Source organism: Streptomyces sp. NPDC050287, from assembly GCF_044459385.1.
Taxonomy (GTDB): domain Bacteria; phylum Actinomycetota; class Actinomycetes; order Streptomycetales; family Streptomycetaceae; genus Streptomyces.
Genome location: NZ_JBITIY010000002.1, coordinates 987,626 through 1,007,831, shown reverse-complemented (window position 1 = coordinate 1,007,831; position 20,206 = coordinate 987,626). Strand labels below are relative to the sequence as shown.

The following is a 20,206-nucleotide window of genomic DNA, read 5'->3' as shown; positions in this document are numbered from 1 at the left end:
GCAGGTCACGCGGTCCGTTTGCGGGACGCCGTCTTCTTCGCCGGGGTCTTCTTGGCGGTGCTCTTCGCCGTCGCCGTGCTCTTCGCCGACGCGCTCTTCTTCGCGCCCTGTGCCGACTTCGCCGCCGTCGACTTCTTGGCCGTCGTCTTCTTGTCGGCGGTCTTCTTCGCGGCGGACGCCGTGGACTTCTTGCCCCCCGCCTGCTTGGGCGCGGCTCGCGCCGACTTGCGGGCCGGCAGCCGTCTGACCTCCCCGTGCGCCTCGGCCTCCTCAGTCTCCTGGGCCTCCTGGGCCTCCCCCGCGGCCCTCTCGCCCCGGGACTCCTTCGCGTCCCGCACGCTCTTCTCCAGGGCCGCCATCAGGTCGAGGACCTTGCCGCCCCTGGCCGGTTCGGGCGACTCGGGCGGGGCCTCGCCCGCGGCCTTCGCGGCGACGACCTCCTCCAGGGCCTCGCGGTACTCGTCGTGCAGGTCGTCCAGGTCGATCTCGCCGAGGGTGTCCATCAGGGCGTCCGCGAGGTCGAGTTCCTTGTCGTTGACGGTGACCTTGGTGTCGGGGGCGAGGCCCTCGGGGGCGCGGACCTCGTCCGGCCACAGCAGTCCGTGCAGGGCGATGGCGTCGCCGACCACGCGCAGCATCCCGAGGCGTTCCCGGCCGCGGAGCGCGTATTTGGCGATGGCCACCTTCTGGCTGCGTTTGAGCGCCTCGCGCAGCAGGGTGTACGGCTTGGCGGCCGCGGCGCCGCCCGCCGCGAGGTAGTACGCGGCGTCCATCTGGAGCGGGTCGATCCGGTCGGCCGGTACGAAGGCCACGATCTCGATCGTCTTGGCCGTGGGCAGCGGCAGGTGGGACAGGTCCTCGTCGGTGATCGGGATGATCGTGCCGTCCGCGTCCTCGTAGCCCTTGCCGATCTCGGCCTGGCTGACCTCGCGGTCCTCCAGTTCGCACACCTTGCGGTAGCGGATCCGGCCGCCGTCCTCGCTGTGGATCTGGCGGAAGGAGATCGAGTGGCTCTCGGTCGCGTTGACCAGCTTGATCGGGATGCTGACCAGGCCGAACGAGATGGCGCCGTTCCATATGGATCGCACGTGCAGCACCCTTTCGATCGGTTTGCGATGACTTACATCTGTTTCAAGTCATTCCAGCCAAATGTCTGGGATTCTCATCGTATGACGCCGATCACAGAGGTGGAGGGGCGAAGGCTCGCGCTCAGCAATCTGGAGAAGGTGCTGTATCCCGCGACCGGCTTCACCAAGGGCGAGGTGCTGCACTACTACGCCACGACCGCCCAGGTCCTGTTGCCCCATCTGCGGGACCGGCCGGTGTCCTTCCTGCGGTATCCGGACGGGCCCGAGGGCCAGGTGTTCTTCACCAAGAACGTCCCGCCCGGTACGCCCGACTGGGTCACCACCGCCGAGGTGCCCCGCTCGGAGGGGCCGGCCCGGATGGTGCTGGTGCAGGACCTGGCGAGCCTGATGTGGGCGGCGAACCTGGTCACCGAGTTCCACACCCACCAGTGGCTGGTCGACGCCCCCGGCGAGGCCGACCGGCTGGTCTTCGACCTGGACCCCGGGACGCCCGCGACGATCGTCGAGTGCTGCGAAGTGGCCCTCTGGCTGCGGGAACGGCTCGCGGCGGACGGCATCGAGGCCTACCCGAAGACCGCCGGCTCCAAGGGGCTCCATCTGCTGGCGGCGACCCGGGGAGCGTCGTCCGAGGCGGTGTCCGAGTACGCCAAGCAGCTCGCGGTGGAGGCGGAGCGGGCGATGCCCCGGCTGGTCGTCCACCGGATGACGCGGAGCCTGAGGCCCGGAAAGGTGTTCGTCGACTGGAGCCAGAACGCCGCCCGCAAGACCACGGCCACGCCCTACACCCTGCGGGCCCGGGCCGAGCCCCTGGTCTCCGCACCGGTCACCTGGACGGAGGTCGAGGAGTGCGGCACACCCGCCCAGCTGGCCTTCCAGGCACCGGACATCGCCCCCCGCGTCCAGGACCACGGCGACCTGCTGTCCCCGCTGCTCGACGCGGACCACGCGGGATCACTGCCCTGAACACGACAGCCACCGCCGACCCGAGCCCCCACAACGCCCTACGACCACCCCCGGGCCGAACCGCGCCCCGAACAGCTCACCCGCCGGGGTCCCACGTCCGCCGGTCCCGCGCCATCGCGTGCAGCGCCTCCACGTCCGCCGGCTTCAGGACGCCTCCGGTTCGGGCCAGCCCCTCGATCTCGGTGTCCGTCAGGACCCGGGCCTCGCGCAGGGGCGCGGTGACCGTCACGTCCGTGGGGCCGACGAGGGCCAGGACCGGGCGGACCTCGGCGGTCAGGGCGTAGGAGGCGCGGTCGGCGTCGGCGCGGACGCGGCGCAGCAGCGGGAGCGGGTCGCGGCGGCCCAGGGTGACCATCGGGTCGGCGACGGCGACCCGCTGTTTGCGGGCGTACAGCGTGTGGACGGCGAACAGGCCGCCCGGGCCGATCGCCAGGTGGTGCACGCGGTCGCCGCCGGGCAGCGGGATCGAGTGCAGGGTGTGCCAGCCGGCGCCGTCCAGCCGGTCCAGCGCCTCCCCCACCGCCTGCTCGGCCGTGAGGGCCCGGCGGCGCGGGTCGGGGCGCAGCCGGCGGGCGGGACCCGGCTCCCGGTCGAGGGCGACGAGGAGCGCCTCGCCGGGGCGGTTGGGCGCCAGGTCGTCGTCCGGGTGCAGGGACAGCCGGGCCAGTTCGGCGGGGGTCGGGACCGGGGGCGGGCCCACGGCCACCGGCCCGGTCAGGAAGGGTCCGAGTACGTCGAGGACGTCCTGTTCGCGGTCCTCGCTGAGCAGGTTGATCCGGGCTGCCTCACGGTCGTACCAGGCGATGTTCCTGCCGTCCGTGAGGCAGACGTAGAGCCGTTCCTGACCGTGCCGCCAGGTCGGTACGACGCGTAGTCCGCTCATGCGCCATCACCCCCGACCATGGGAACAGGCGAAGCGCTCCCGTCGCAAGGCGCCGGTTACCTTTGAGGACGAGTGGACCCGGGTAGGTTCTGTCGGCCGTGGTGTGAGTTGGCAGGGGCTTGGGGAGGCGCCGTTGCGAACGCGCAGGAAGCAATCCGACGTACCCCCTCCGGACAGCCCGTGGAGCGAGATCGTGCCCGGTCTGTGGATGGGCGGGCACGAGTTCAGGAGCCGGCCGGGACAGGTCGGGTTCGCCGTCGTGCACAGCGAGTTCGACGTCGTGCAGACGCTGCTGAGGCTGCCGGGGCACGGTCCCGATCCCGGCGTCGAACACCATGTGTGGCCGATTCCCGACGGACCGCTGGACGGCACCCAGCTCGCCGGGGTGATCCGGCTGGCACGGGCCGCGTGCGACGCGCTGGACGAGGGCCGCCGGGTCCTCGTCCGCTGTTATCACGGGTACAACCGCTCCGGCCTGGTCGTCGCGCACGCCCTGATCCGCCGGGGGCGCTCCGCGGACGAGGCGATCGGGCTGATACGGTCCCGTCGCTCGCCCTGGGCCCTGCACAACGAGCTGTTCGTCGAGTACCTGAAGGCGGGGCTGCCGACGGCCCGGCTGCTGGAGGAGCTCACCGAGTAATCGTTTCTGCCCACTCTTCAGGCCTCTCGTCAGCCCGCTCTTCACCTTGCCGCGCAAAACGGACTTCCCACGGAATGCGGAATAAGGTGTACGGGGTTCATGATCACGCCCGTCCCGCCCCTTCCCGCCCCGTATCGAACCGAACCGCAGGAGCACCGTGTCCGCCCCGCGCATCCGCACCGCCGTCGCCGTCGGCCTGCTGCTGGCGGCTCTGGCGGCCTGCGGCGACACCGGCGCGCTGCGCGGGGCGGGTCCGACGGCGACCGCGATGAGTCCGGACCGGCTGTGGCCGGATCTGAGGCCGGCCTCCAGCCCGGCCTGGGACTACGACGACGGCGAGGCCGAGCTCATGCGGGGTGTCACGGCTCCGGGCGAGGACATCCACAAGCTGAACCCGGTGGCCGTCGTCCGGGCGGAGATCACCCAGCACCCCGACGAGTACACCGGCGGCAAGGCCACGTACTACGAGACCACCCGCCGGATGGCCGACTGCGCCGACGGGGCGGCCCGCGGCCGGTGCCCTGTCCTGAAGCCGTACTACCGCGACCTCACCGGCGACGGACGGGACGACCTGACCCTGGGCTTCCGGCTGCTGCCCGGCAACCAGACGGCGGTACGCGTCTACACCTTCGAGTCGGGCCGGCTGGTCCAGGTCATGTCCAACGACGACGCCGTGACCGGGGTGGAGTTGGCGGGGCGGTCCGTGATCGTCCGTTCGCCGTCCGACGTCGCGGGCTACGAGTACCGCTTCCAGTGGACCTGGGACCCGGACCAGCGCGTCATGCTGCTCACCCACGACGAAATGCTGCGCACCGGGGCGCGGAACGACGCCGAGCACCGGTCGGCCCCACCCTCGCGCCCGCCCCGGCCCTCACCCTCGGTGTCCCCTTCGGCGAGTGGTCCATGAGACGGCCCGCGCTGCCCCGGTGGGCCGGCACGCTCGCCGCGAAAGCCGCGGTCTTCATCACCGTGATGTGCTGCGCCCTGGCCGCGCTGCTCGGCGTCCTCGTGCACGTGTCGGTGACGAACCAGACCGTCGGGCAGGCCCGTGACCTGGCTCTGAGCCGGCTGACGGACGCGACGGCGGCGTTCGAGGCCGGGGAGACGATGCCGCCCGGCGCCGGGGTCGATCCCCCGGACCTGCCCGATCCGCTGCGGCACCTGGCGGCGGCCGGGGAACACGGCACGATGGTCGGCGAGTACCAGGGGCAGCCCACGATGTGGGCGGCGGGCCCGGTCGACGGCGGCCGGGCGCTGGCCGTGGAGGTCGACTACGCGCAGGGCAAGCGCACCATCGACGGACTCGACCGGTCGATCGTCTGGTCATCGGGGCTGGCGATCGGGGCGACGCTGCTGGTCGGCGCGGTCGCGGTGACCCGGGTGACCCGGCGGCTGCAGAGCACCGCGCAGGTGGCCCGGCGGATCAGCGCGGGCGACCTGGACGCACGGGTCGGCGACCCCCGTACGAAGGATCCGAGCCGGCCGCAGGACGAGGTGGCCGCGGTGGCCGCCGCCTTGGACTCCATGGCGGCCTCCCTGCAGGGCAAGCTGCTCAGCGAGCAGCGCTTCACCGCGGACGTGGCACACGAGCTGCGCACCCCGCTGACCGGGCGGGTGGTGCGGGCGTCCGGGACCGACACGGAGGTCGTCGTCGTACGGGACGCGGCCGTGGAGACGGACCGGCGGCGGCTGGAGCGGGTGCTGGGGAACCTGGTGGCGAACGCGCACCGGCACGGGCGGGGGCCGGTGGTGGTGACCGTCGACGGGGCCGCGGTCACCGTGCGGGATCACGGGGACGGGTATCCGCGGTACCTCGTGGAGCACGGGCCGCAGCGGTTCCGGACGGAGGGCGGGGCGACGGGGCACGGGCTCGGGCTGACCATCGCGTGCGGGCAGGCGGAGGCGCTGGGCGCGACGCTCGCCTTTCGCAACGCGCCGGACGGGGGAGCCGTCGCCGAACTGACCCTGCGCTCCTGAGGAGCGCCGGACCTCTGAGGAGCGCCGCGTCATTGGCCTCAGGCGCGGCCCGTCGCCTCGTCAGGTTCGGGCCCGCGCCACGCTGATGCCCCTGACGGAGGAAGACAAGGCGTTCCATTTGGGTAGGTTCCGGACATGACCAAGGCCGGAACCACCGTACGGACAGCGGACCCGCCCCTGCCCGTCGTACGCCTGTCCCGGCACCGTGGCATCGAACTGGCCCTCATCGTCCTCGCCGTACTGCTGTCGGTGTACGGGTACTGCGCTGTCGGCATCGCCAGGAACGGCACCGTCCCGCCCGGTGCCGCGGGCTACGGCGCCGGGCTCGGTGTGCTGGCCCTGCTCGCGCACGTCGCGGTACGGCTGCGCGCCCCCTGCGCCGACCCCCTGCCGCTGCCGATCGGCGTCCTGCTCAACGGACTCGGCCTGGTCCTCATCTACCGGCTCGACCTGGAGACGCCGCACGACCGGGCGGCGCCCACCCAACTCGTGTGGTCCGCCCTCGGCGTGGCCCTGTTCATCGTGGTCGTCCTCCTCCTGCGCGACCATCGCGCCCTGACCCGGTACTCGTACGTCTGTGTCGCGGCCGCCCTCGTCCTGCTCACCCTGCCGATCCTCTTCCCGGCGGTGAACGGCGCCCGGATCTGGATCCGCGTCGCCGGGTTCTCCCTCCAGCCGGGTGAGTTCGCGAAGGTGCTGCTCGCGGTGTTCTTCGCCGCGTACCTGGCGGCCAACCGCGACGCGCTGGCGTACGCGGGCCGTCAGGTCTGGCGGCTGAGGCGGATCCAGTTGCCCACCGGCCGCGTCCTCGGCCCGATCGTCGCCGTCTGGCTGGTGAGCGTGGGGGTGCTGATCCTGGAGCGCGACCTGGGGACCTCGCTGCTGTTCTTCGGTCTCTTCGTCGTCCTGCTGTACGTCGCCACCGGCCGCACCGGCTGGATCGCCGTCGGCCTGCTGCTGGCCTCGCTGGGCGCGGTCGCCGTGGGCTGGCTGGAGCCGCATGTGCACACCAGGGTCGAGGACTGGCTGCACCCGTTCGCCTCCATCGAGGCGGGCCAGGGCCCCAACCAGGTCGCCCAGTCCCTGTTCGCCTTCGCCACGGGCGGTGTCCTCGGCACCGGCCTCGGCCTCGGCCACTCCGTCCTGATCGGCTTCGCCGCCAAGTCGGACTTCATCCTGGCCACCGCGGGCGAGGAGCTGGGCCTGGCGGGCCTGTCCGCGATCTTCCTGCTCTACGGCCTCCTGGTGGAGCGCGGTTACCGGGCGGGCCTGCGTCTGCGCGACCCGTTCGGCCGGCTGCTGGCCGTCGGGCTGGCCTCGATCGTGGCGCTGCAGGTGTTCGTGATCGCGGGCGGGGTGACCGGCCTGATCCCGCTGACCGGCATGGCGATGCCCTTCCTGGCCCAGGGCGGCTCGTCGGTCGTCACCAACTGGGCGATCGTGGCGCTGCTGATCCGGGTGAGCGACTCGGCGCGCGGCGGGTCCGAAGAGCCGGCGCAGGCCATCGGATGACCCGGCACATCCGGCACGCCGCCGTCTTCTGCGCCCTGCTGCTGGTGGCGCTGCTGGTCAACGCCGCCCGCGTCCAGGTGTTCGATGCGCGGTCCTACGACGCCAACGCGGCCAACCGCCGTACCACGATCGCCCGTTACGGCCAGCCGCGCGGCGACATCCTGGTCGGCGGCAGACCGGTCACCGGATCCCGGGACACCGGTGAGCAGCTCCGTTACGAACGGACGTACGCCGACGGCCCGTTGTACGCGCCCGTCACCGGGTTCGCCTCGCAGGAGTACGGCACGACCCTCCTGGAGCACACGGAGGACGGCGTACTGTCCGGCACGGACCCGATGCTGGCGCCGTTCCCGCTGTGGAACGAGTTCACGCGCTCCCGCACCCCGGGCGGCGATGTGGAGACGACCATCGACCGGGCCGCGCAGAAGGCGGCGTACGACGGGTTGGACGGACGCAAGGGGGCGGTGGCCGCGATCGACCCGTCCAGCGGGCGGATCCTGGCGCTGGTGTCGTCGCCGTCGTACGATCCGGCGGCGCTGTCGGGGAACGACGCGGGGGTGGCCCGGTCCTGGGCGCGGCTCAACGGCGACGTGGACAAGCCGATGCTCAACCGGGCGGTGCGGCAGACGTATCCGCCGGGTTCGACCTTCAAGGTGGTCACCACGGCGGCGGCGCTGGACGCGGGGGTGATCACGGATCTCGACGAGCCGACCGACTCCCCGGCGCCCTACCGGCTCCCCGGGACGACGACCACGCTGACCAACGAGTCGGACGGCTGTGAGGACCTCTCACTGCGGGAGGCCTTCAAGTGGTCGTGCAACACGGTGTTCGCGAAGCTCGGCGTGGACGTGGGCGTGACGGACATGTCGGCCACCGCGCAGGCCTTCGGCTTCAACGACACGGCGCTCAGGATCCCCTTCTCGGTGGCGCGGAGCACCTTCGACACGACGGTGGACCGGGCGCAGCTCGCCCTGTCGTCGATCGGGCAGTACAACACGCGGGCCACACCGCTGCAGATGGCGATGGTCGCGGCGGCCGTCGCCGACGGGGGCCAGGTGCGGGAGCCGTATCTGGTGGAGCGCAGGACCCGGGCGGGCGGTGCCACGGTGGACACGGCCGGCCCGCGTCCCGTACGGCAGGCGATGCACCCGGTGACGGCCGCCCGGCTGAAGGAGCTGATGACGCAGGTGGTGACGGAGGGCACCGGCACCAACGCGGCCATCCCCGGCGCCACCGTCGGCGGCAAGACCGGCACCGCCCAGCACGGCCTGCTCAACTCCGGGACGCCGTACGCCTGGTTCGTCTCCTGGGCGCAGGGCGACGGCGACCTGGAGGCGAAGGTCGCGGTGGCGGTGGTGGTGGAGGACGCGTCGGTGGCCCGGGGGGACATCACGGGCGGCGGGGTGGCGGCGCCGATCGCGCGTGCGGTGATGAAGGCGGTGCTCGCATCGTGAGACGGGGGGTCCCGGAACGAGGCGTTCCCGACCTAACGTTCGGTACATGACTGACGCCACCTTCGAACTCGCCCAGGTGAACATCGCCCGCCTCAAAGCCCCGCTGGACTCCCCGCAGTTGAAGGACTTCGTCGACAACCTCGACCCCGTGAACGCCGACGCCGACGCCGCGGACGGCTTCGTCTGGCGGCTGCAGAGCGAGTCCGGGGACGCGACGGACATACCTGTCTTCGGCGACCACTGGCTGGTCATCAACATGTCGGTGTGGCGCGACACCGACGCCCTGACGGCGTACATGTACCAGGGCCGGCACCGGGAGATGCTGGCGCGGCGACGGGAGTTCTTCGAGCGGGTCCAGGAGGCGATGACGACGCTGTGGTGGGTCCCGGCCGGACACCGGCCGACGGTCGCGGAGGCGGAGACCCGCCTGCTGCACCTGCGCGCGAACGGCCCGACGCCGTACGCCTTCACCCTGCGGACGTCGTTCCCGGCCCAGGGAGCGGAGCCGGTCGCGGTCGCGGTGCCCGACGACCTGGGGTGCTCGGTCTAGCGGCGGCGGTTGATCGCGGTGAGGTCGATGTCGACGGGGAACGGGACGGTCAGCTCGAGCTTGTCGTGGAAGATGCCGGTGAGGCCGTAGGACTGGGTGGCGGGGTCGAGTCCGGTTCGCCCTACGATCGAGTGATCAGTGCGCGCACCGTTGACCTCCCTCAGCTCTCCACCCCCGCCTCGATCGCCCCCTCCACCTCCGCCACCCGCTCCTTCTCCTCGGCCGCGAACCGCTCCGCGTCCAGCCGCTCGGCGATCTCCTCGTCCTGGGACATCAGCAGGTCCAGGTTGGAGTCGCCCATGTCGAAGACGCCCATGTCGACGTAGGCCTGCTGGAGACGTTCGCCCCACAGGCCGATGTCCTTGACGCAGGGGACGATGCGGGAGAACAGGAGCTTGCGGAACAGGGCGAGGAACTCGGAGCGTTCGCTGTACTCCTCGGCCTCGGCCTTGGGGATGCCGAAGTTCTGCAGGACCTCGACCCCGCGCAGGCGGTCGCGCATGAGGTAGCAGCCCTCGATGACGAACTCCTCGCGTTCGCGCAGTTCGGCGTCGGTCAGCTGTTTGTAGTAGTCCCGCAGCGCCATCCGCCCGAAGGCCACGTGCCGGGCCTCGTCCTGCATGACGTACGCCAGGATCTGCTTGGGCAGCGGCTTGTCGGTGGTGTCGCGGATCATGCCGAACGCGGCGAGCGCCAGACCCTCGATGAGCACCTGCATCCCCAGGTACGGCATGTCCCAGCGGCTGTCGCGCAGGGTGTCGTCCAGCAGGGACTGGAGGTTGTCGTTGATCGGGTAGACCAGGCCGATCTTCTCGTGCAGGAAACGGCCGTAGATCTCCGCGTGCCGCGCCTCGTCCATGGTCTGGGTCGCCGAGTAGAACTTGGCGTCCAGGTCGGGGACGGATTCGACGATCCGGGCCGCGCAGATCATCGCCCCCTGCTCTCCGTGCAGGAACTGGCTGAACTGCCAGGAGGCGTAGTGCCGGCGCAGCTCGCCCTTGTCCTTGTCGGTGAGCTTGGCCCAGTGCTTGGTGCCGTAGAGGGACATCGACTCGTCGGGCGTACCGAGCGCGTCGTACGGATCGACCTCCAAGTCCCAGTCGATCCGCCGCTGCCCGTCCCACTGCTTGTCCTTGCCCTTCTGGTACAGGGCGAGCAGCCGGTCGCGGCCGCTGTCGTACTCCCAGCTGAAACGGGCCGCGCCGGTCGCCGGAACCTCCCAGGGGGAGTCTCCCGGGTCCGTGGCATACAGGTCATGAGTCGGCATTCCCGCAGGCTCACACGGGGTAGACAGCACGTCAACAAGTCGCGCGCAAGGGATTGACGGCCTTGCTGACAAGCAGTCTCATAAGCACGGAGGATGTGACCCCGGGTAACGAGGTGGGAGAACCATGACCCTGACGGAAGCCGACGCGCTGGAAGGCCTGCGCGACGCGCTCGGGCTGCTCAAGGACCGGGAGCTGGTGGCCGAACGGCTGCTCGCCTCTTCCGCCAAGCACTCCTTCGACCCGGACGAGGAACTGGACTGGGAGGCGCCCCTGGAGGAGGGCAAGTGGTTCTGGCCGCCCGAGCTGGTGTCGCTGTACGACACCCCGCTGTGGAGGCGGATGGGCGAGGAACAGCGGATCCTTCTCTCCCGGCACGAGGCCGCCGCGCTCGCCTCGCTCGGGATCTGGTTCGAGATCATCCTCATGCAGCTGCTGGTCCGGCACATCTACGACAAGGCGGCGACGAGCGCGCACGTGCGGTACGCGCTCACCGAGATCGAGGACGAGTGCCGCCACTCGAAGATGTTCGCCCGGCTCATCTCGCGCGGCGGCACGCCCTGGTACCCGGTGAGCCGGGCCCACCAGCACCTCGGCCGGCTCTTCAAGACCATCTCCACCACCCCGGGCTCCTTCACGGCCACCCTGCTCGGCGAGGAGGTCCTCGACTGGATGCAGCGGCTGACCTTCCCGGACGAGCGGGTGCAGCCGCTGATCCGGGGCGTGACCCGCATCCACGTCGTGGAGGAGGCCCGCCATGTGCGGTACGCCCGTGAGGAGCTGCGGCGCCAGATGGTCACCGCGCCGAGGTGGTCGCAGGAGTTCACCCGGGTCACCTCCGGCGAGTTCGCCCGCGTTTTCTCCGTGGCGTTCGTGAACCCCGACGTCTACACGAATGTGGGACTGGACCGACGGGAGGCTCTCGCACAGGTGAAGGCGAGCGGCCACCGCCGCGAGGTCATGCAGACGGGAGCGAAGCGGCTCACGGACTTCCTGGACGACATCGGGGTCCTGCGGGGAGTCGGGCGGCGGCTGTGGCGGTCGTCGGGGCTTCTGGCCTAGACGTCGCCTGAAGGGCCAGGGCGTACCGCCTTGTTTGCCCGGGTACCGGCAAAAGCCCCAGCGATTACGCTGCCGGTCATGACCCCTTCCGCCCCCACACCCGCCTACCGCCGCCTGAGCGTCGAGGAGCGCCGAAGTCAGCTCCTCGACGCCGCGCTGTCCCTCTTCGCGCACCGGGTGCCCGAGGAGGTGTCGCTGGACGACGTGGCGGAGGCGGCCGGGGTCTCACGCCCCCTGGTCTACCGGTACTTCCCGGGCGGCAAGCAGCAACTGTACGAGGCCGCCCTCAGGTCCGCCGCCGAGGAACTCCGGCAGTGCTTCGACGAGCCCCGCGAGGGCCCCCTCCTGGTCCGCCTCTCCCGTGCCCTGGACCGCTACCTCACCTTCGTCGACCAGCACGACGCCGGCTTCAGCGCCCTGCTGCAGGGCGGCAGCGTGGTCGAGACGTCCCGTACGACCGCCATCGTGGACGGCGTGCGACGGGCCGCCGCCGAGCACATCCTCAGCCATCTGCGGGTCACGGAGCCCGGCCCACGGCTGCGGATGACGGTCCGTATGTGGATCACCGCGGTGGAGGCGGCCTCGCTGATCTGGCTGGACGAGGACAAGCAGCCGCCCGCCGACGAGCTGCGGGACTGGCTCGTGGAGCAGTTCGTGGCGGTGCTGTCGGTGACCGCGCGCCGCGACCCGCAAACCTCCGCGCTGGCCGAGGCCCTGCTGGCCGAGGGCTGACGACGGCCGTACGGCGGGTGTGGGCCGGGGAGGGCTGAGGGCGGCCGTACGGCCGGTATGGCCGTGGAGGGCTGAGGGCGGCCGTCCGGCCGGTACGGGCCGCGGAGGGCGACACTGGTGCCGTGAAGAGCGAAGACACCCCCTTCGAGGGCGGACCGATGGACGGCCGGGTCCTGCCCGTCCTGCTGGGCCCGACCGGGCACCCGCCCAAGACGTACCGCATCCCGGTCCCGGACGCCGCCGGCGGCCCGCCCACCGTGCTCGTCTACCGCCGGGTCCCGCGTGGCCAGAGCAAAAGGCTGGGTATCCAGCAGGGCTGGAAGTACGAGTACGACCCGGAGGGGAAGCGGGACAGCGGGCTCAAGTGGCCCTGGTCGAAACCGGAGGCGAACCGGGACGCGGAACCGGACTCATGACGCGACTCCACGCCGGACGTCGAACCCGGCGCCGATCCAGACGCCACGCCGGGCGGCAAGCCGGACGACACGCACGGGTGACCAGGTTGCGCCGAAGCGCGCACACCCGGCGCGCGAACCTCCGGCACACCTCTGAAGCTCGCGATGCGGAGCCCCGCGGAAGGACCGCCTGCTCCGCACCGGAGGTGATGACGTGTCAGAAAGGCTTCTGCGTCTCGTCTGTACGGCGGCGATCGCGGCTGGAACGGTCCTCGCGCCACTGCCGGCGACGGCCGCTCCCGAGCCGGGGGAACCGGGCCACCGCTCCCTGTCCGACCTGCTGACGGACCTTCAGCGGCTGTACCGGGAGGCCGAACGGGCCACCGAGACCTACAACGCCACCGAGGAGAAGCTGAGGAAACAGCGGGCCCAGACCGGGCGGCTGGAGAGCGAACTCGCCCGCGCCCGTCTCGCCCTGCACGACAGCCGGGGCGCGGCGGGCCGTCTGGCCCGCCAGCAGTACCAGAGCACCACCGACATCTCCCCGTACGTCCGTCTCCTCCTCGCCCGCGATCCCCAGCGTGCGCTCGACCAGGGCCATGTGATCGGCCAGTTGGCCCGGGAGCGGGCCGAGACGGTCGGCCGCCTGGCCGGCACCGAGAAGAAGGCCGCCGCCCTGGCCCGCAGGGCCCGCACGTCCCTCGACACCCAACTCACCCTTGCCGCCCGGCAGAAGAAGACCCGTGACGAGGTCCAGCGGCGCCTGCGGGACGTCCAGGAACTCCTCGCCTCCCTCACCCCCGAACAGCTCACCGCCCTGGCCGAGTTCGAGAAGGACGGCGTCGCCAAGGCCCAGCGGAAGCTGGTCACGTCCGGCGCCCTCAACGACGACGACAAGCCGTCGGGCCAGGGCGAGAAGGCCGTACGTTACGCCGTGCGCCAGATCGGAAAGCCGTACCAATGGGGCGCCGAGGGCCCCAGGTCGTACGACTGCTCGGGCCTGACCTCCGAGGCCTGGCGGAAGGCCGGCGCCCCCATCCCCCGCACCAGCCAGGAACAGTGGGCGAAACTCCCGAAGATCCCGCTGCGGAGACTACGCCCCGGCGACCTGGTGATCTACTTCCCCGAGGCGACGCACGTGGCGATGTACGTGGGGAAGGGCAGGGTGGTCCAGGCCCCCCGCCCCGGCGAGAAGATCAAGCTCTCGCCGATCGCGTCCCACCCGATCCTCGGAGCCGTACGCCCGGATGTCCGGCCCGAGGGGGCGCGGGGCTGAGACATTGTGCGGCTCCTCGCGTGGGTGCGACCAGCCGCTCGCCCGCGTGGGCGCGACCAGCCGCACACGACCCGCGGCCGCCGACTCCCCGCGACCCCCACGGAGACTAGGCTCCGGTGACCGACCCCAGATACGCCCCGGTCTTCTCCGGCTCATAGAAGAAGTTCTCAAAATCGGCCGGGTCGTCGAACCCGTTGGCGAACCGGTCCGCCACCGGCGGCAACTGCCCCGCCGCCCCGATGAGGTTCAGCACATGCTCCGGCGGCGGAGCCAGCATCGCGTTGGTCCACTTGGTGACGTGCTGAGCCGTCTCCCAGTACCGCTGGAACGCCCCCCGCATCCACTCCTCGTCGAACTCCTTCTCCCCGCGCTCGAGAATTGCCGCGAGATAGGCGGCCGCGCACTTGGACGCCGAGTTGGAGCCCTGCCCGGTGATCGGGTCGTTCGCGACGACGACGTCGGCGACGCCCAGCACCAGACCGCCGCTGGGCAGCCGGCCGACCGGATTGCGCACGGTCGGCGCGTACCGGCCGCTCAGCACCCCGCCCGCGTCCGTCAGTTCGACCTTCGTGGCCCGCGCGTACTCCCAGGGCACGAACCTCTCCATGAGTTCCAGGGTCAGGGAGAGGTGTTCCCCCGGATCCTTGACGCCGTTGAAGACGTCGAGCGGACCGCCGGGTATGCCCTCCCAGAAGAGGATGTCGGCGCGGCCGGACGTGGTGAGCGTCGGCATGACGAACAGCTCGCCGACGCCGGGGACGAGGTTGCAGCGGACCGCGTCGTGGTCGGGGTGTTCCGGGCGCGGGCCCAGCCCGTGGACGTACGACACCGCCAGGGCCCGCTGCGGCTCGCTGTAGGGGGAGCGCTCGGGGTCCCGGGCGAACATCTGGACGAGCTCGCCCTTGCCCGCCGACACCAGGACCAGGTCGTACGTACGGGAGAAGTAGTCGAGGTCGCCGACGGCCGCGCCGTGGATGACCAGCTGGCCGCCGCGCTGGGCGAACGTCTCCATCCAGCCGGCCATCTTCACGCGCTGGTCGACCGACTGCGCGTACCCGTCGAGCCTGCCCACCCAGTCGATCGCCCGGGCCGCGGGGCCCTCGGCCCAGGAGCCCGGGGCCGCCACCGAGACGCCGAGCCCTTCGATCTTCGGGGCCTGGGACTCCCAGAAGTTCAGCTGGAGATCGCGCTCGTGCTGGAGTGCCGTGTGGAACATGCACTGCGTCGACATGACCCGGCCGGAACGGATCTCGTCCGCCGTCCGGTTGGACATCAGGGTGACCTCGTAGCCGTGCGACTGGAGTCCGAGGGCGAGTTGGAGACCGGACTGACCGGCTCCGACGACGAGTATCTTCCGCATGCGGGTGCTGGCTCCTTACGGGGGACTGCTCAGAACTACTCGGGTGTCTCGTCCAGCGCGTGGCGGACGAGCGACAGGAGGGTCTCGATCACCGAGATCCTGCGCCGAGCATCCATGATCATGACAGGTATGTGTGCGGGGATCGTGAGCGCCTCCCGCACGTCGTCCGGATCGAACAGCTCGCTGCCGTCGAAGTGGTTGACGGCGACGACGTACGGCAGCCCGCAGCTCTCGAAGTAGTCCAGCGCCGGGAAGCTGTCCTTCAGGCGGCGGGTGTCCGCCAGTACGACCGCGCCGATCGCGCCGCGCACCAGGTCGTCCCACATGAACCAGAACCGCTGCTGGCCCGGCGTGCCGAACAGGTAGAGCACCAGGTCGTCGTCGAGCGTGAGCCGCCCGAAGTCCATGGCCACGGTGGTCGTGAGCTTCTGCGGCGTGGCGGTGAGGTCGTCGTGCTCCTCGCTCGCCTCGGTCATCAGCGCCTCGGTCTGCAGCGGCGTTATCTCGGAGACGGCGGTGACCAGGGTGGTCTTGCCGACCCCGAAGCCGCCCGCCACGACGATCTTCGTGGCGATCGGGGCGCGCGTGCGGTCCGTCTGCCAGGACCTCAGGTCCTCCTCGGCCTCGACGAACGGGGAGACGACGCTACGAGCGGCGTCAGAGACGACGGAGTCCACTCAGCACCCTTTCCAGCAGCGCGCGGTCCGGGCGGCCGGTGCCGTGACCGGTCCCCGTCCCGTAGACACGGATCTTTCCCTGGTCCGCCAGGTCGCTCAGCAGCACCCGGACCACACCGAGCGGCATCTTCAGCAGCGCGGCGATCTCGGCCACCGTGCGCATCCGGCGGCACAGTTCGACGATGGCCCGCATCTCCGGCATGACCCGGCTGGTGAGGGAACCATTCGCCAGTTCCTTGCGCTCCTCGGGCGCTTCGAGCGCCGCGACAAACGTCTCCACGAGGAGGACGTGCCCGAAGCGGGTACGGCCGCCGGTGAGCGAGTACGGGCGCACCCGGGCCGGCTTGCGGTCGGCGCCGCGCACGGGAAGCCTGGTCGGCGAATCGCTCATGCCGTACTCCTCGTCACGGTCGGATCCTGCTCCAGCGACTCCCGCAGCTCGCTGCGGAGTTCGGGCGTCAGCACGTGCCCGGCGCGGCCCACGAAGAGCGCCATGTGGTACGCCACCACGCTCATGTCGCAGTCCGCGTTGCCGTGCACACCGAGCAGCGAACCGTCGCTGATCGACATCACGAACAGGCTGCCCTCGTCCATCGCGACCATGGTGTGCTTCACCGGGCCGGAGTCCATCAGCTTGGCGGCGCCCACGGTGAGGCTGCCGATGCCGGAGACGATGGTCGCGAGGTCGGCGGCGGAGCCGCGCGGACCGGAGGGCTTGGTCTCGCGGGCCTCCCTGGCCTCGGCGTTACGGTGTGCGTCGGAGGAGAGCAGGAGCAGGCCGTCGGAGGAGACCACGGCGACCGACTGGATGCCCGGCACCTCCTCGACGAGATTGGTCAGCAGGAAGTGAAGATTGCGGGCCTCACGGCTCAGTCCGAAGGTACTGGGCGCGGTCAACTGCTTGCCTCCTCGACGGTGCCCCCCGTGGCTTCTTCGGCTTGTGCGGTTCCTGCGGCGCCCTGTGCGGGCACCTGGTGCTGCCCCGTGTGCTCGGAGATCTCCGCCTCCACGTCGCGGTAGCCCGCCTCCGCCCCCCGGCGGAAGCCGCCCAGCCGGCGGCGGAGTGCCTCGGCGTCGACGGACCCGCCGCGCGGGCGCGGGACGGCGGCCGGGGCGGTGATCTTCGGGGTGCGCTTGGGGAGACCCTTGTCGGTGACGAGTTCTGCCGGCTGATCGGGGACGCGCTCGTGGCGGTCGGCGCCGAACGTGTAGGGGGCCGGGTCCGGGCCGATCGTGTGGGGGGACGGGGCCGGTGCCGGGCGCGGATCGGTGTCCGCGTGCGGATCGGTGGACGGGGCCGGGTCCCGGTGCGGATCCGGGTGCGAGTGCGGATCCGGGTCCGTCGCCTCGTCGGAGGCGGCCGGTTCGGGACGCTGCTCGGCGGGCTCCGGGAGCTCCGCGAGTTCCGGGAGCAGGAGCTCCATCGTGGTCTCGGCCGGGGTCTCGGCCGGGGTCTCGAGGACGGTCCGCGCCTCCGGTGCCGGTCGTTCGGCCCCTTCGGTCTCCCCGTCCCCTTCCGCCGTCGCCTCCGCCTCCGACCGCCGTACGGCCTTCTCGGCGAGCGCGACCAGCGGGTCCTCGCCCTTCGAACGGCCGCTCAGGACGTTGGAGTTGACCTCGGCGTCCGCGCCCGGCAGGGAGAAGCCGTGGGTGCCGGCCGCCGCCGGTGCGGACGACGCCGTCGGTACGGCGGCGGACGGCGCGGCGGCCAGCAGGCCCTTCGGCAGGACGACGACCGCGGCGACCCCGCCCTGCTTCTGCTCGCGCAACCGCACCCGTACCCCGTGCCGGTGGGCGAGCCGGGCCACCACGTACAGGCCGAGGCCGAGGCCCTCCTCGCCCTCCTGCGCCGCGGAGCCGCCGGACCCGTCCGATCCGTGGGATCCGTGGGATCCGTGGGATCCGTGGGATCCGTGGGATCCGTGGGATCCGTGAGACTCGTAGGACTCGTACGAGGTGTCCGGAGTGAAGTCCGCGAGGCGGGTGTTGAGCCGGTTCAGCCGGTCGGCGGTCATGCCGATGCCCTCGTCCTGGACGGAGAGCATCACCTCGCCGCTCTCCAGAAGCCAGCCGGAGACCTCGACGGGCAGGTCGGGCGGGGAGAACGAGGTGGCGTTCTCCATGAGTTCGGCGAGCAGGTGCGACAGGTCGTCCGCGGCGAAGCCGGCCACGTGCGCGTGCGGCGGCAGCGCGGCGATGCGGACGCGCTCGTACCGCTCGATCTCGCTGACCGCGGCGCGTACGACGTCGACGAGCGGGACCGGACCGGCGGTCTGCTGGACGTGCTCGGTGCCGGCGAGGACGAGGAGGTTCTCGCTGTGCCGGCGCATGACGGTGGCGAAGTGGTCGAGCTTGAAGAGGGTGGCGAGCCGGTCCGGGTCCTGCTCGCGCTCCTCCAGGCCCTCGATGACGGCCAGTTGCCGCTCGACCAGGCCCAGGGTGCGCAGCGCGAGGTTCACGAAGGTGGCGGAGATGCTGGTGCGCAGCCGCTCCAGCTGAGCGCCCGATTCGGCGAGTTCGGCCTTGAGCTGCTCGCGGGCGTCGGCCATCCGCTGCCGCTGGCCGACCAGGTGCTTGCGGTCGGACTCCAGGGTGGTGACGCGCTCGGCGAGGGCGGCGGCGTGCGCGTGCAGGGCGTTGACGGAGCGGACGACCTGGGCGAACTCGTCGTCGCGGCCGGTGAAGGTGATCGGTTCCTCGGCGACGAGGTTCTCCGCCCCGGCGAGCCGGGCCGAGCCCCGCCGCAGGACCGACAGCGGCCGGGTGAGGGTACGGGCCATCGCGGTGGCGACACCGACGGCCAGCAGCATCAGGGCGCCGAGGAGGGCGATGCGGATCTCCAGCGCGGTGACGTCGTCGTCGCGCAGCTGGGCGAGCTCCTTGACCCGGCGGTCGTAGAGGGCGGCCTCCGCGCCGCGCATCGCGTCGATCCGGGCGGAGAGGGCGGCGTCGACCCTGGTGGAGCTGGTGTCGAGCTCGCGGTTGCTCAGGGTCGGCTGGTCGGTGAGGGTGGCGAGGTACTTCTCGGCGGAGTTGACCTCGGGACCGGTGACCGTGGCGTCGTAGCGGGACTTGGCCTCGGTGGGCGCGGAGTCCCGGAAGTCGGCGAGGGCCACGTCGGAGCGCAGCCGGGCCTGCTGGGCGGCGGCGCTGAGGGCGTCGCGCAGCGCGGAGTCGGCGTTCGACGAGCCGGTCCGCGTGGTCGGCAGACCGGTGAGGGGGTCGATGACGGTCCGGGTCGTCGTCGGCACGTTCAGTGCGGCGAGCAGCAGCCCTCGGGTGGCGGCGGCCTGCTGGACGGCGGTGTCCAGTTCGGCGAACGCGTGGGCGCCGGAACCCGCGCGGGGCGGCATCAGCTCGGCCAGCTGCTCGGCGAGCCGGTGCAGCTCGGTGATGGCGGCGGAGTAGGCCTGGTGGGCCTTGAGGGCACTGCTCTGCCCGGTGAGTGCGGCATGGCGCACGGAGGCGATGGCGTCGAGGTCGCCGCGCAGGGAGGCGGGCGTGTCCGGGTCGGCGCGCAGCTCCTCGACCTGCCGGTCGACCAGGGCGCTCTCCTGCTCGGAAGGGGCCTTGGACTTCGGTCGCCCCGCCGCGATGTACGAGGTGACCTCGTCGCGTTCGTCGGCGAGCGAATGGCCGAGGGCGAGCGCGTCCTGGGTCTGCTCGGCGAGGGTGACGAGGTCCTGGGAGTCGCTGAGCTGCTCGGAGGCGGTGACCAGGGACGGGGTGCCGGCCCCGGCGATCGCGGCGGCCACGACGGCGACGGCGAGAATCAGCCGCGTGCGGACGTGCGCGGGACGGCCCTTGCCGACGGGGGTGATGGCGGGAACGGCGCCGGGGCCGCCGGGGACGCCACCGGGCGCGCCGGGGTGGGGGACGCCGGACGTGTCGGCGTGAGGGACGCCGGACGTGCCGGGGTGGGGCGTGCCGGGTGTCTGCTCCACGCCTTTGCCGGAGGCCGCCTGCTTGCCCGTACGACGAGGCCGCGTCTTCTGCACCGGTGCTCGCATTCCTGACTCGTGAATACCCATGGTCCGGATGACGCCCCATCAGCCCATCTATCGGGCCCAACTGGTGCATACACCCGGTACGGTTCCCGACCCTCCCAGTGCCGGTGGGCGGTGGTCGCGCATCACCTGACCCGCCACCCGAAGGAGTGAACATCGGACGGGAGCGGGCGGGCAAGTTCCTGCGGACCGTGCGGCAGCCCCGGGCGGCGGGCCGGTTGGACGTCCACGGCGGGCGGTGGCAATATTCGCCACCACGCCTTCCCGGAGCGAATCATTCCATCCCAAACCAGGCGTCTGACCTGCACGGCTGCGTCAATCCCGCAATCCTTGCCAGCCTTTCGCGCACCTTGTGAAGGGCTCGT

General features: G+C 71.5%; 18 protein-coding genes and 2 pseudogenes. 11 read left to right on the top strand and 9 right to left on the bottom strand.

Annotation, left to right across the window (positions count from 1 at the left end):
* Window positions 1-5 precede the first annotated feature (5 nt).
* Complete coding sequence (locus ACIBK3_RS09960) at window positions 6-1,097, bottom strand: Ku protein (RefSeq protein WP_399363712.1); 1,092 nt, start codon at window positions 1,095-1,097, stop codon at window positions 6-8.
* Between the two features lie 72 nt (window positions 1,098-1,169).
* Between ACIBK3_RS09960 and ligD the strand changes: the two genes are divergently transcribed.
* A complete protein-coding gene (ligD, locus tag ACIBK3_RS09955; protein ID WP_399363710.1) occupies window positions 1,170-2,051 on the top strand; it encodes a non-homologous end-joining DNA ligase in 882 nt (293 codons plus the stop codon).
* 76 nt (window positions 2,052-2,127) lie between these two features.
* Here ligD and ACIBK3_RS09950 read toward each other — a convergent pair whose 3' ends face one another.
* Window positions 2,128-2,934 (bottom strand): nuclease-related domain-containing protein, encoded by an 807-nt coding sequence (locus tag ACIBK3_RS09950; protein WP_399363708.1) that lies wholly within the window; start codon window positions 2,932-2,934, stop codon window positions 2,128-2,130.
* Window positions 2,935-3,067: 133 nt separating this feature from the next.
* Between ACIBK3_RS09950 and ACIBK3_RS09945 the strand changes: the two genes are divergently transcribed.
* The 6 genes from ACIBK3_RS09945 to ACIBK3_RS09920 all read left to right on the top strand — a co-directional run bounded on the left by ACIBK3_RS09945 (window position 3,068) and on the right by ACIBK3_RS09920 (window position 9,067).
* Window positions 3,068-3,574: a dual specificity protein phosphatase family protein gene (locus ACIBK3_RS09945; RefSeq protein ID WP_399363706.1), complete on the top strand. Its 507-nt coding sequence runs from the start codon at window positions 3,068-3,070 to the stop codon at window positions 3,572-3,574.
* Between the two features lie 157 nt (window positions 3,575-3,731).
* Window positions 3,732-4,481 carry a hypothetical protein gene (locus tag ACIBK3_RS09940; protein ID WP_399363705.1) on the top strand — a complete coding sequence of 250 codons (750 nt, stop codon included), beginning with the start codon at window positions 3,732-3,734 and terminating at the stop codon, window positions 4,479-4,481.
* Window positions 4,478-5,551: an ATP-binding protein gene (locus ACIBK3_RS09935; RefSeq protein ID WP_399363703.1), complete on the top strand. Its 1,074-nt coding sequence runs from the start codon at window positions 4,478-4,480 to the stop codon at window positions 5,549-5,551. The genes ACIBK3_RS09940 and ACIBK3_RS09935 overlap by 4 nt, the downstream gene beginning before the upstream one ends.
* Window positions 5,552-5,686: 135 nt before the next feature.
* The gene (locus ACIBK3_RS09930) at window positions 5,687-7,063 is read left to right on the top strand and encodes an FtsW/RodA/SpoVE family cell cycle protein (protein WP_399363701.1); all 1,377 of its coding nucleotides are present in this window, start codon (window positions 5,687-5,689) and stop codon (window positions 7,061-7,063) included.
* The gene (locus ACIBK3_RS09925; RefSeq protein WP_399363699.1) at window positions 7,060-8,517 is read left to right on the top strand and encodes a penicillin-binding transpeptidase domain-containing protein; all 1,458 of its coding nucleotides are present in this window, start codon (window positions 7,060-7,062) and stop codon (window positions 8,515-8,517) included. The genes ACIBK3_RS09930 and ACIBK3_RS09925 overlap by 4 nt, the downstream gene beginning before the upstream one ends.
* A gap of 46 nt (window positions 8,518-8,563) precedes the next feature.
* Window positions 8,564-9,067: a DUF3291 domain-containing protein gene (locus ACIBK3_RS09920; RefSeq protein WP_399363697.1), complete on the top strand. Its 504-nt coding sequence runs from the start codon at window positions 8,564-8,566 to the stop codon at window positions 9,065-9,067.
* Here the strand turns inward: ACIBK3_RS09920 and ACIBK3_RS09915 are convergent.
* Both ACIBK3_RS09915 and ACIBK3_RS09910 read right to left on the bottom strand, forming a co-directional pair.
* Window positions 9,064-9,177: pseudogene (locus ACIBK3_RS09915) on the bottom strand (Uma2 family endonuclease); the annotation flags it as partial. The gene ACIBK3_RS09920 and the pseudogene ACIBK3_RS09915 sit on opposite strands and share 4 nt — an antisense overlap.
* Before the next feature lie 50 nt (window positions 9,178-9,227).
* Window positions 9,228-10,334 carry a ferritin-like domain-containing protein gene (locus tag ACIBK3_RS09910; protein ID WP_399363695.1) on the bottom strand — a complete coding sequence of 369 codons (1,107 nt, stop codon included), beginning with the start codon at window positions 10,332-10,334 and terminating at the stop codon, window positions 9,228-9,230.
* A gap of 124 nt (window positions 10,335-10,458) precedes the next feature.
* Between ACIBK3_RS09910 and ACIBK3_RS09905 the strand changes: the two genes are divergently transcribed.
* From ACIBK3_RS09905 to ACIBK3_RS09890, 4 genes and pseudogenes are all read left to right on the top strand, one after another.
* A complete protein-coding gene (locus tag ACIBK3_RS09905; protein ID WP_399363693.1) occupies window positions 10,459-11,394 on the top strand; it encodes a diiron oxygenase in 936 nt (311 codons plus the stop codon).
* Window positions 11,395-11,472: 78 nt separating this feature from the next.
* Window positions 11,473-12,126 (top strand): TetR/AcrR family transcriptional regulator, encoded by a 654-nt coding sequence (locus tag ACIBK3_RS09900; protein ID WP_399363691.1) that lies wholly within the window; start codon window positions 11,473-11,475, stop codon window positions 12,124-12,126.
* A gap of 122 nt (window positions 12,127-12,248) precedes the next feature.
* Window positions 12,249-12,623 (top strand): annotated as a pseudogene (locus ACIBK3_RS09895) (hypothetical protein).
* A 112-nt stretch (window positions 12,624-12,735) separates the two neighbouring features.
* Window positions 12,736-13,797 carry an NlpC/P60 family protein gene (locus ACIBK3_RS09890; RefSeq protein ID WP_399363689.1) on the top strand — a complete coding sequence of 354 codons (1,062 nt, stop codon included), beginning with the start codon at window positions 12,736-12,738 and terminating at the stop codon, window positions 13,795-13,797.
* Between the two features lie 106 nt (window positions 13,798-13,903).
* On the opposite strand, the gene ACIBK3_RS09885 is transcribed toward ACIBK3_RS09890, so the two are convergent.
* Genes ACIBK3_RS09885 through ACIBK3_RS09865 form a run of 5 tightly spaced genes read right to left on the bottom strand, consistent with a single transcriptional unit; the run spans window position 13,904 to window position 19,832 of the window.
* Window positions 13,904-15,157, bottom strand: a complete 1,254-nt coding sequence (locus ACIBK3_RS09885) for a styrene monooxygenase/indole monooxygenase family protein (protein WP_399363686.1) — start codon at window positions 15,155-15,157, stop codon at window positions 13,904-13,906.
* 35 nt (window positions 15,158-15,192) lie between these two features.
* Window positions 15,193-15,834, bottom strand: coding sequence for a GTP-binding protein (locus ACIBK3_RS09880; RefSeq protein ID WP_399363685.1), 642 nt, complete (start codon window positions 15,832-15,834; stop codon window positions 15,193-15,195).
* Window positions 15,815-16,225: a DUF742 domain-containing protein gene (locus tag ACIBK3_RS09875; RefSeq protein ID WP_399363682.1), complete on the bottom strand. Its 411-nt coding sequence runs from the start codon at window positions 16,223-16,225 to the stop codon at window positions 15,815-15,817. Before ACIBK3_RS09875 ends, ACIBK3_RS09880 begins: the two co-directional genes overlap by 20 nt.
* A complete protein-coding gene (locus ACIBK3_RS09870; RefSeq protein ID WP_399363680.1) occupies window positions 16,222-16,731 on the bottom strand; it encodes a roadblock/LC7 domain-containing protein in 510 nt (169 codons plus the stop codon). Before ACIBK3_RS09870 ends, ACIBK3_RS09875 begins: the two co-directional genes overlap by 4 nt.
* Complete coding sequence (locus ACIBK3_RS09865) at window positions 16,728-19,832, bottom strand: nitrate- and nitrite sensing domain-containing protein (protein WP_399363679.1); 3,105 nt, start codon at window positions 19,830-19,832, stop codon at window positions 16,728-16,730. The genes ACIBK3_RS09870 and ACIBK3_RS09865 overlap by 4 nt, the downstream gene beginning before the upstream one ends.
* Window positions 19,833-20,206 lie beyond the last annotated feature (374 nt).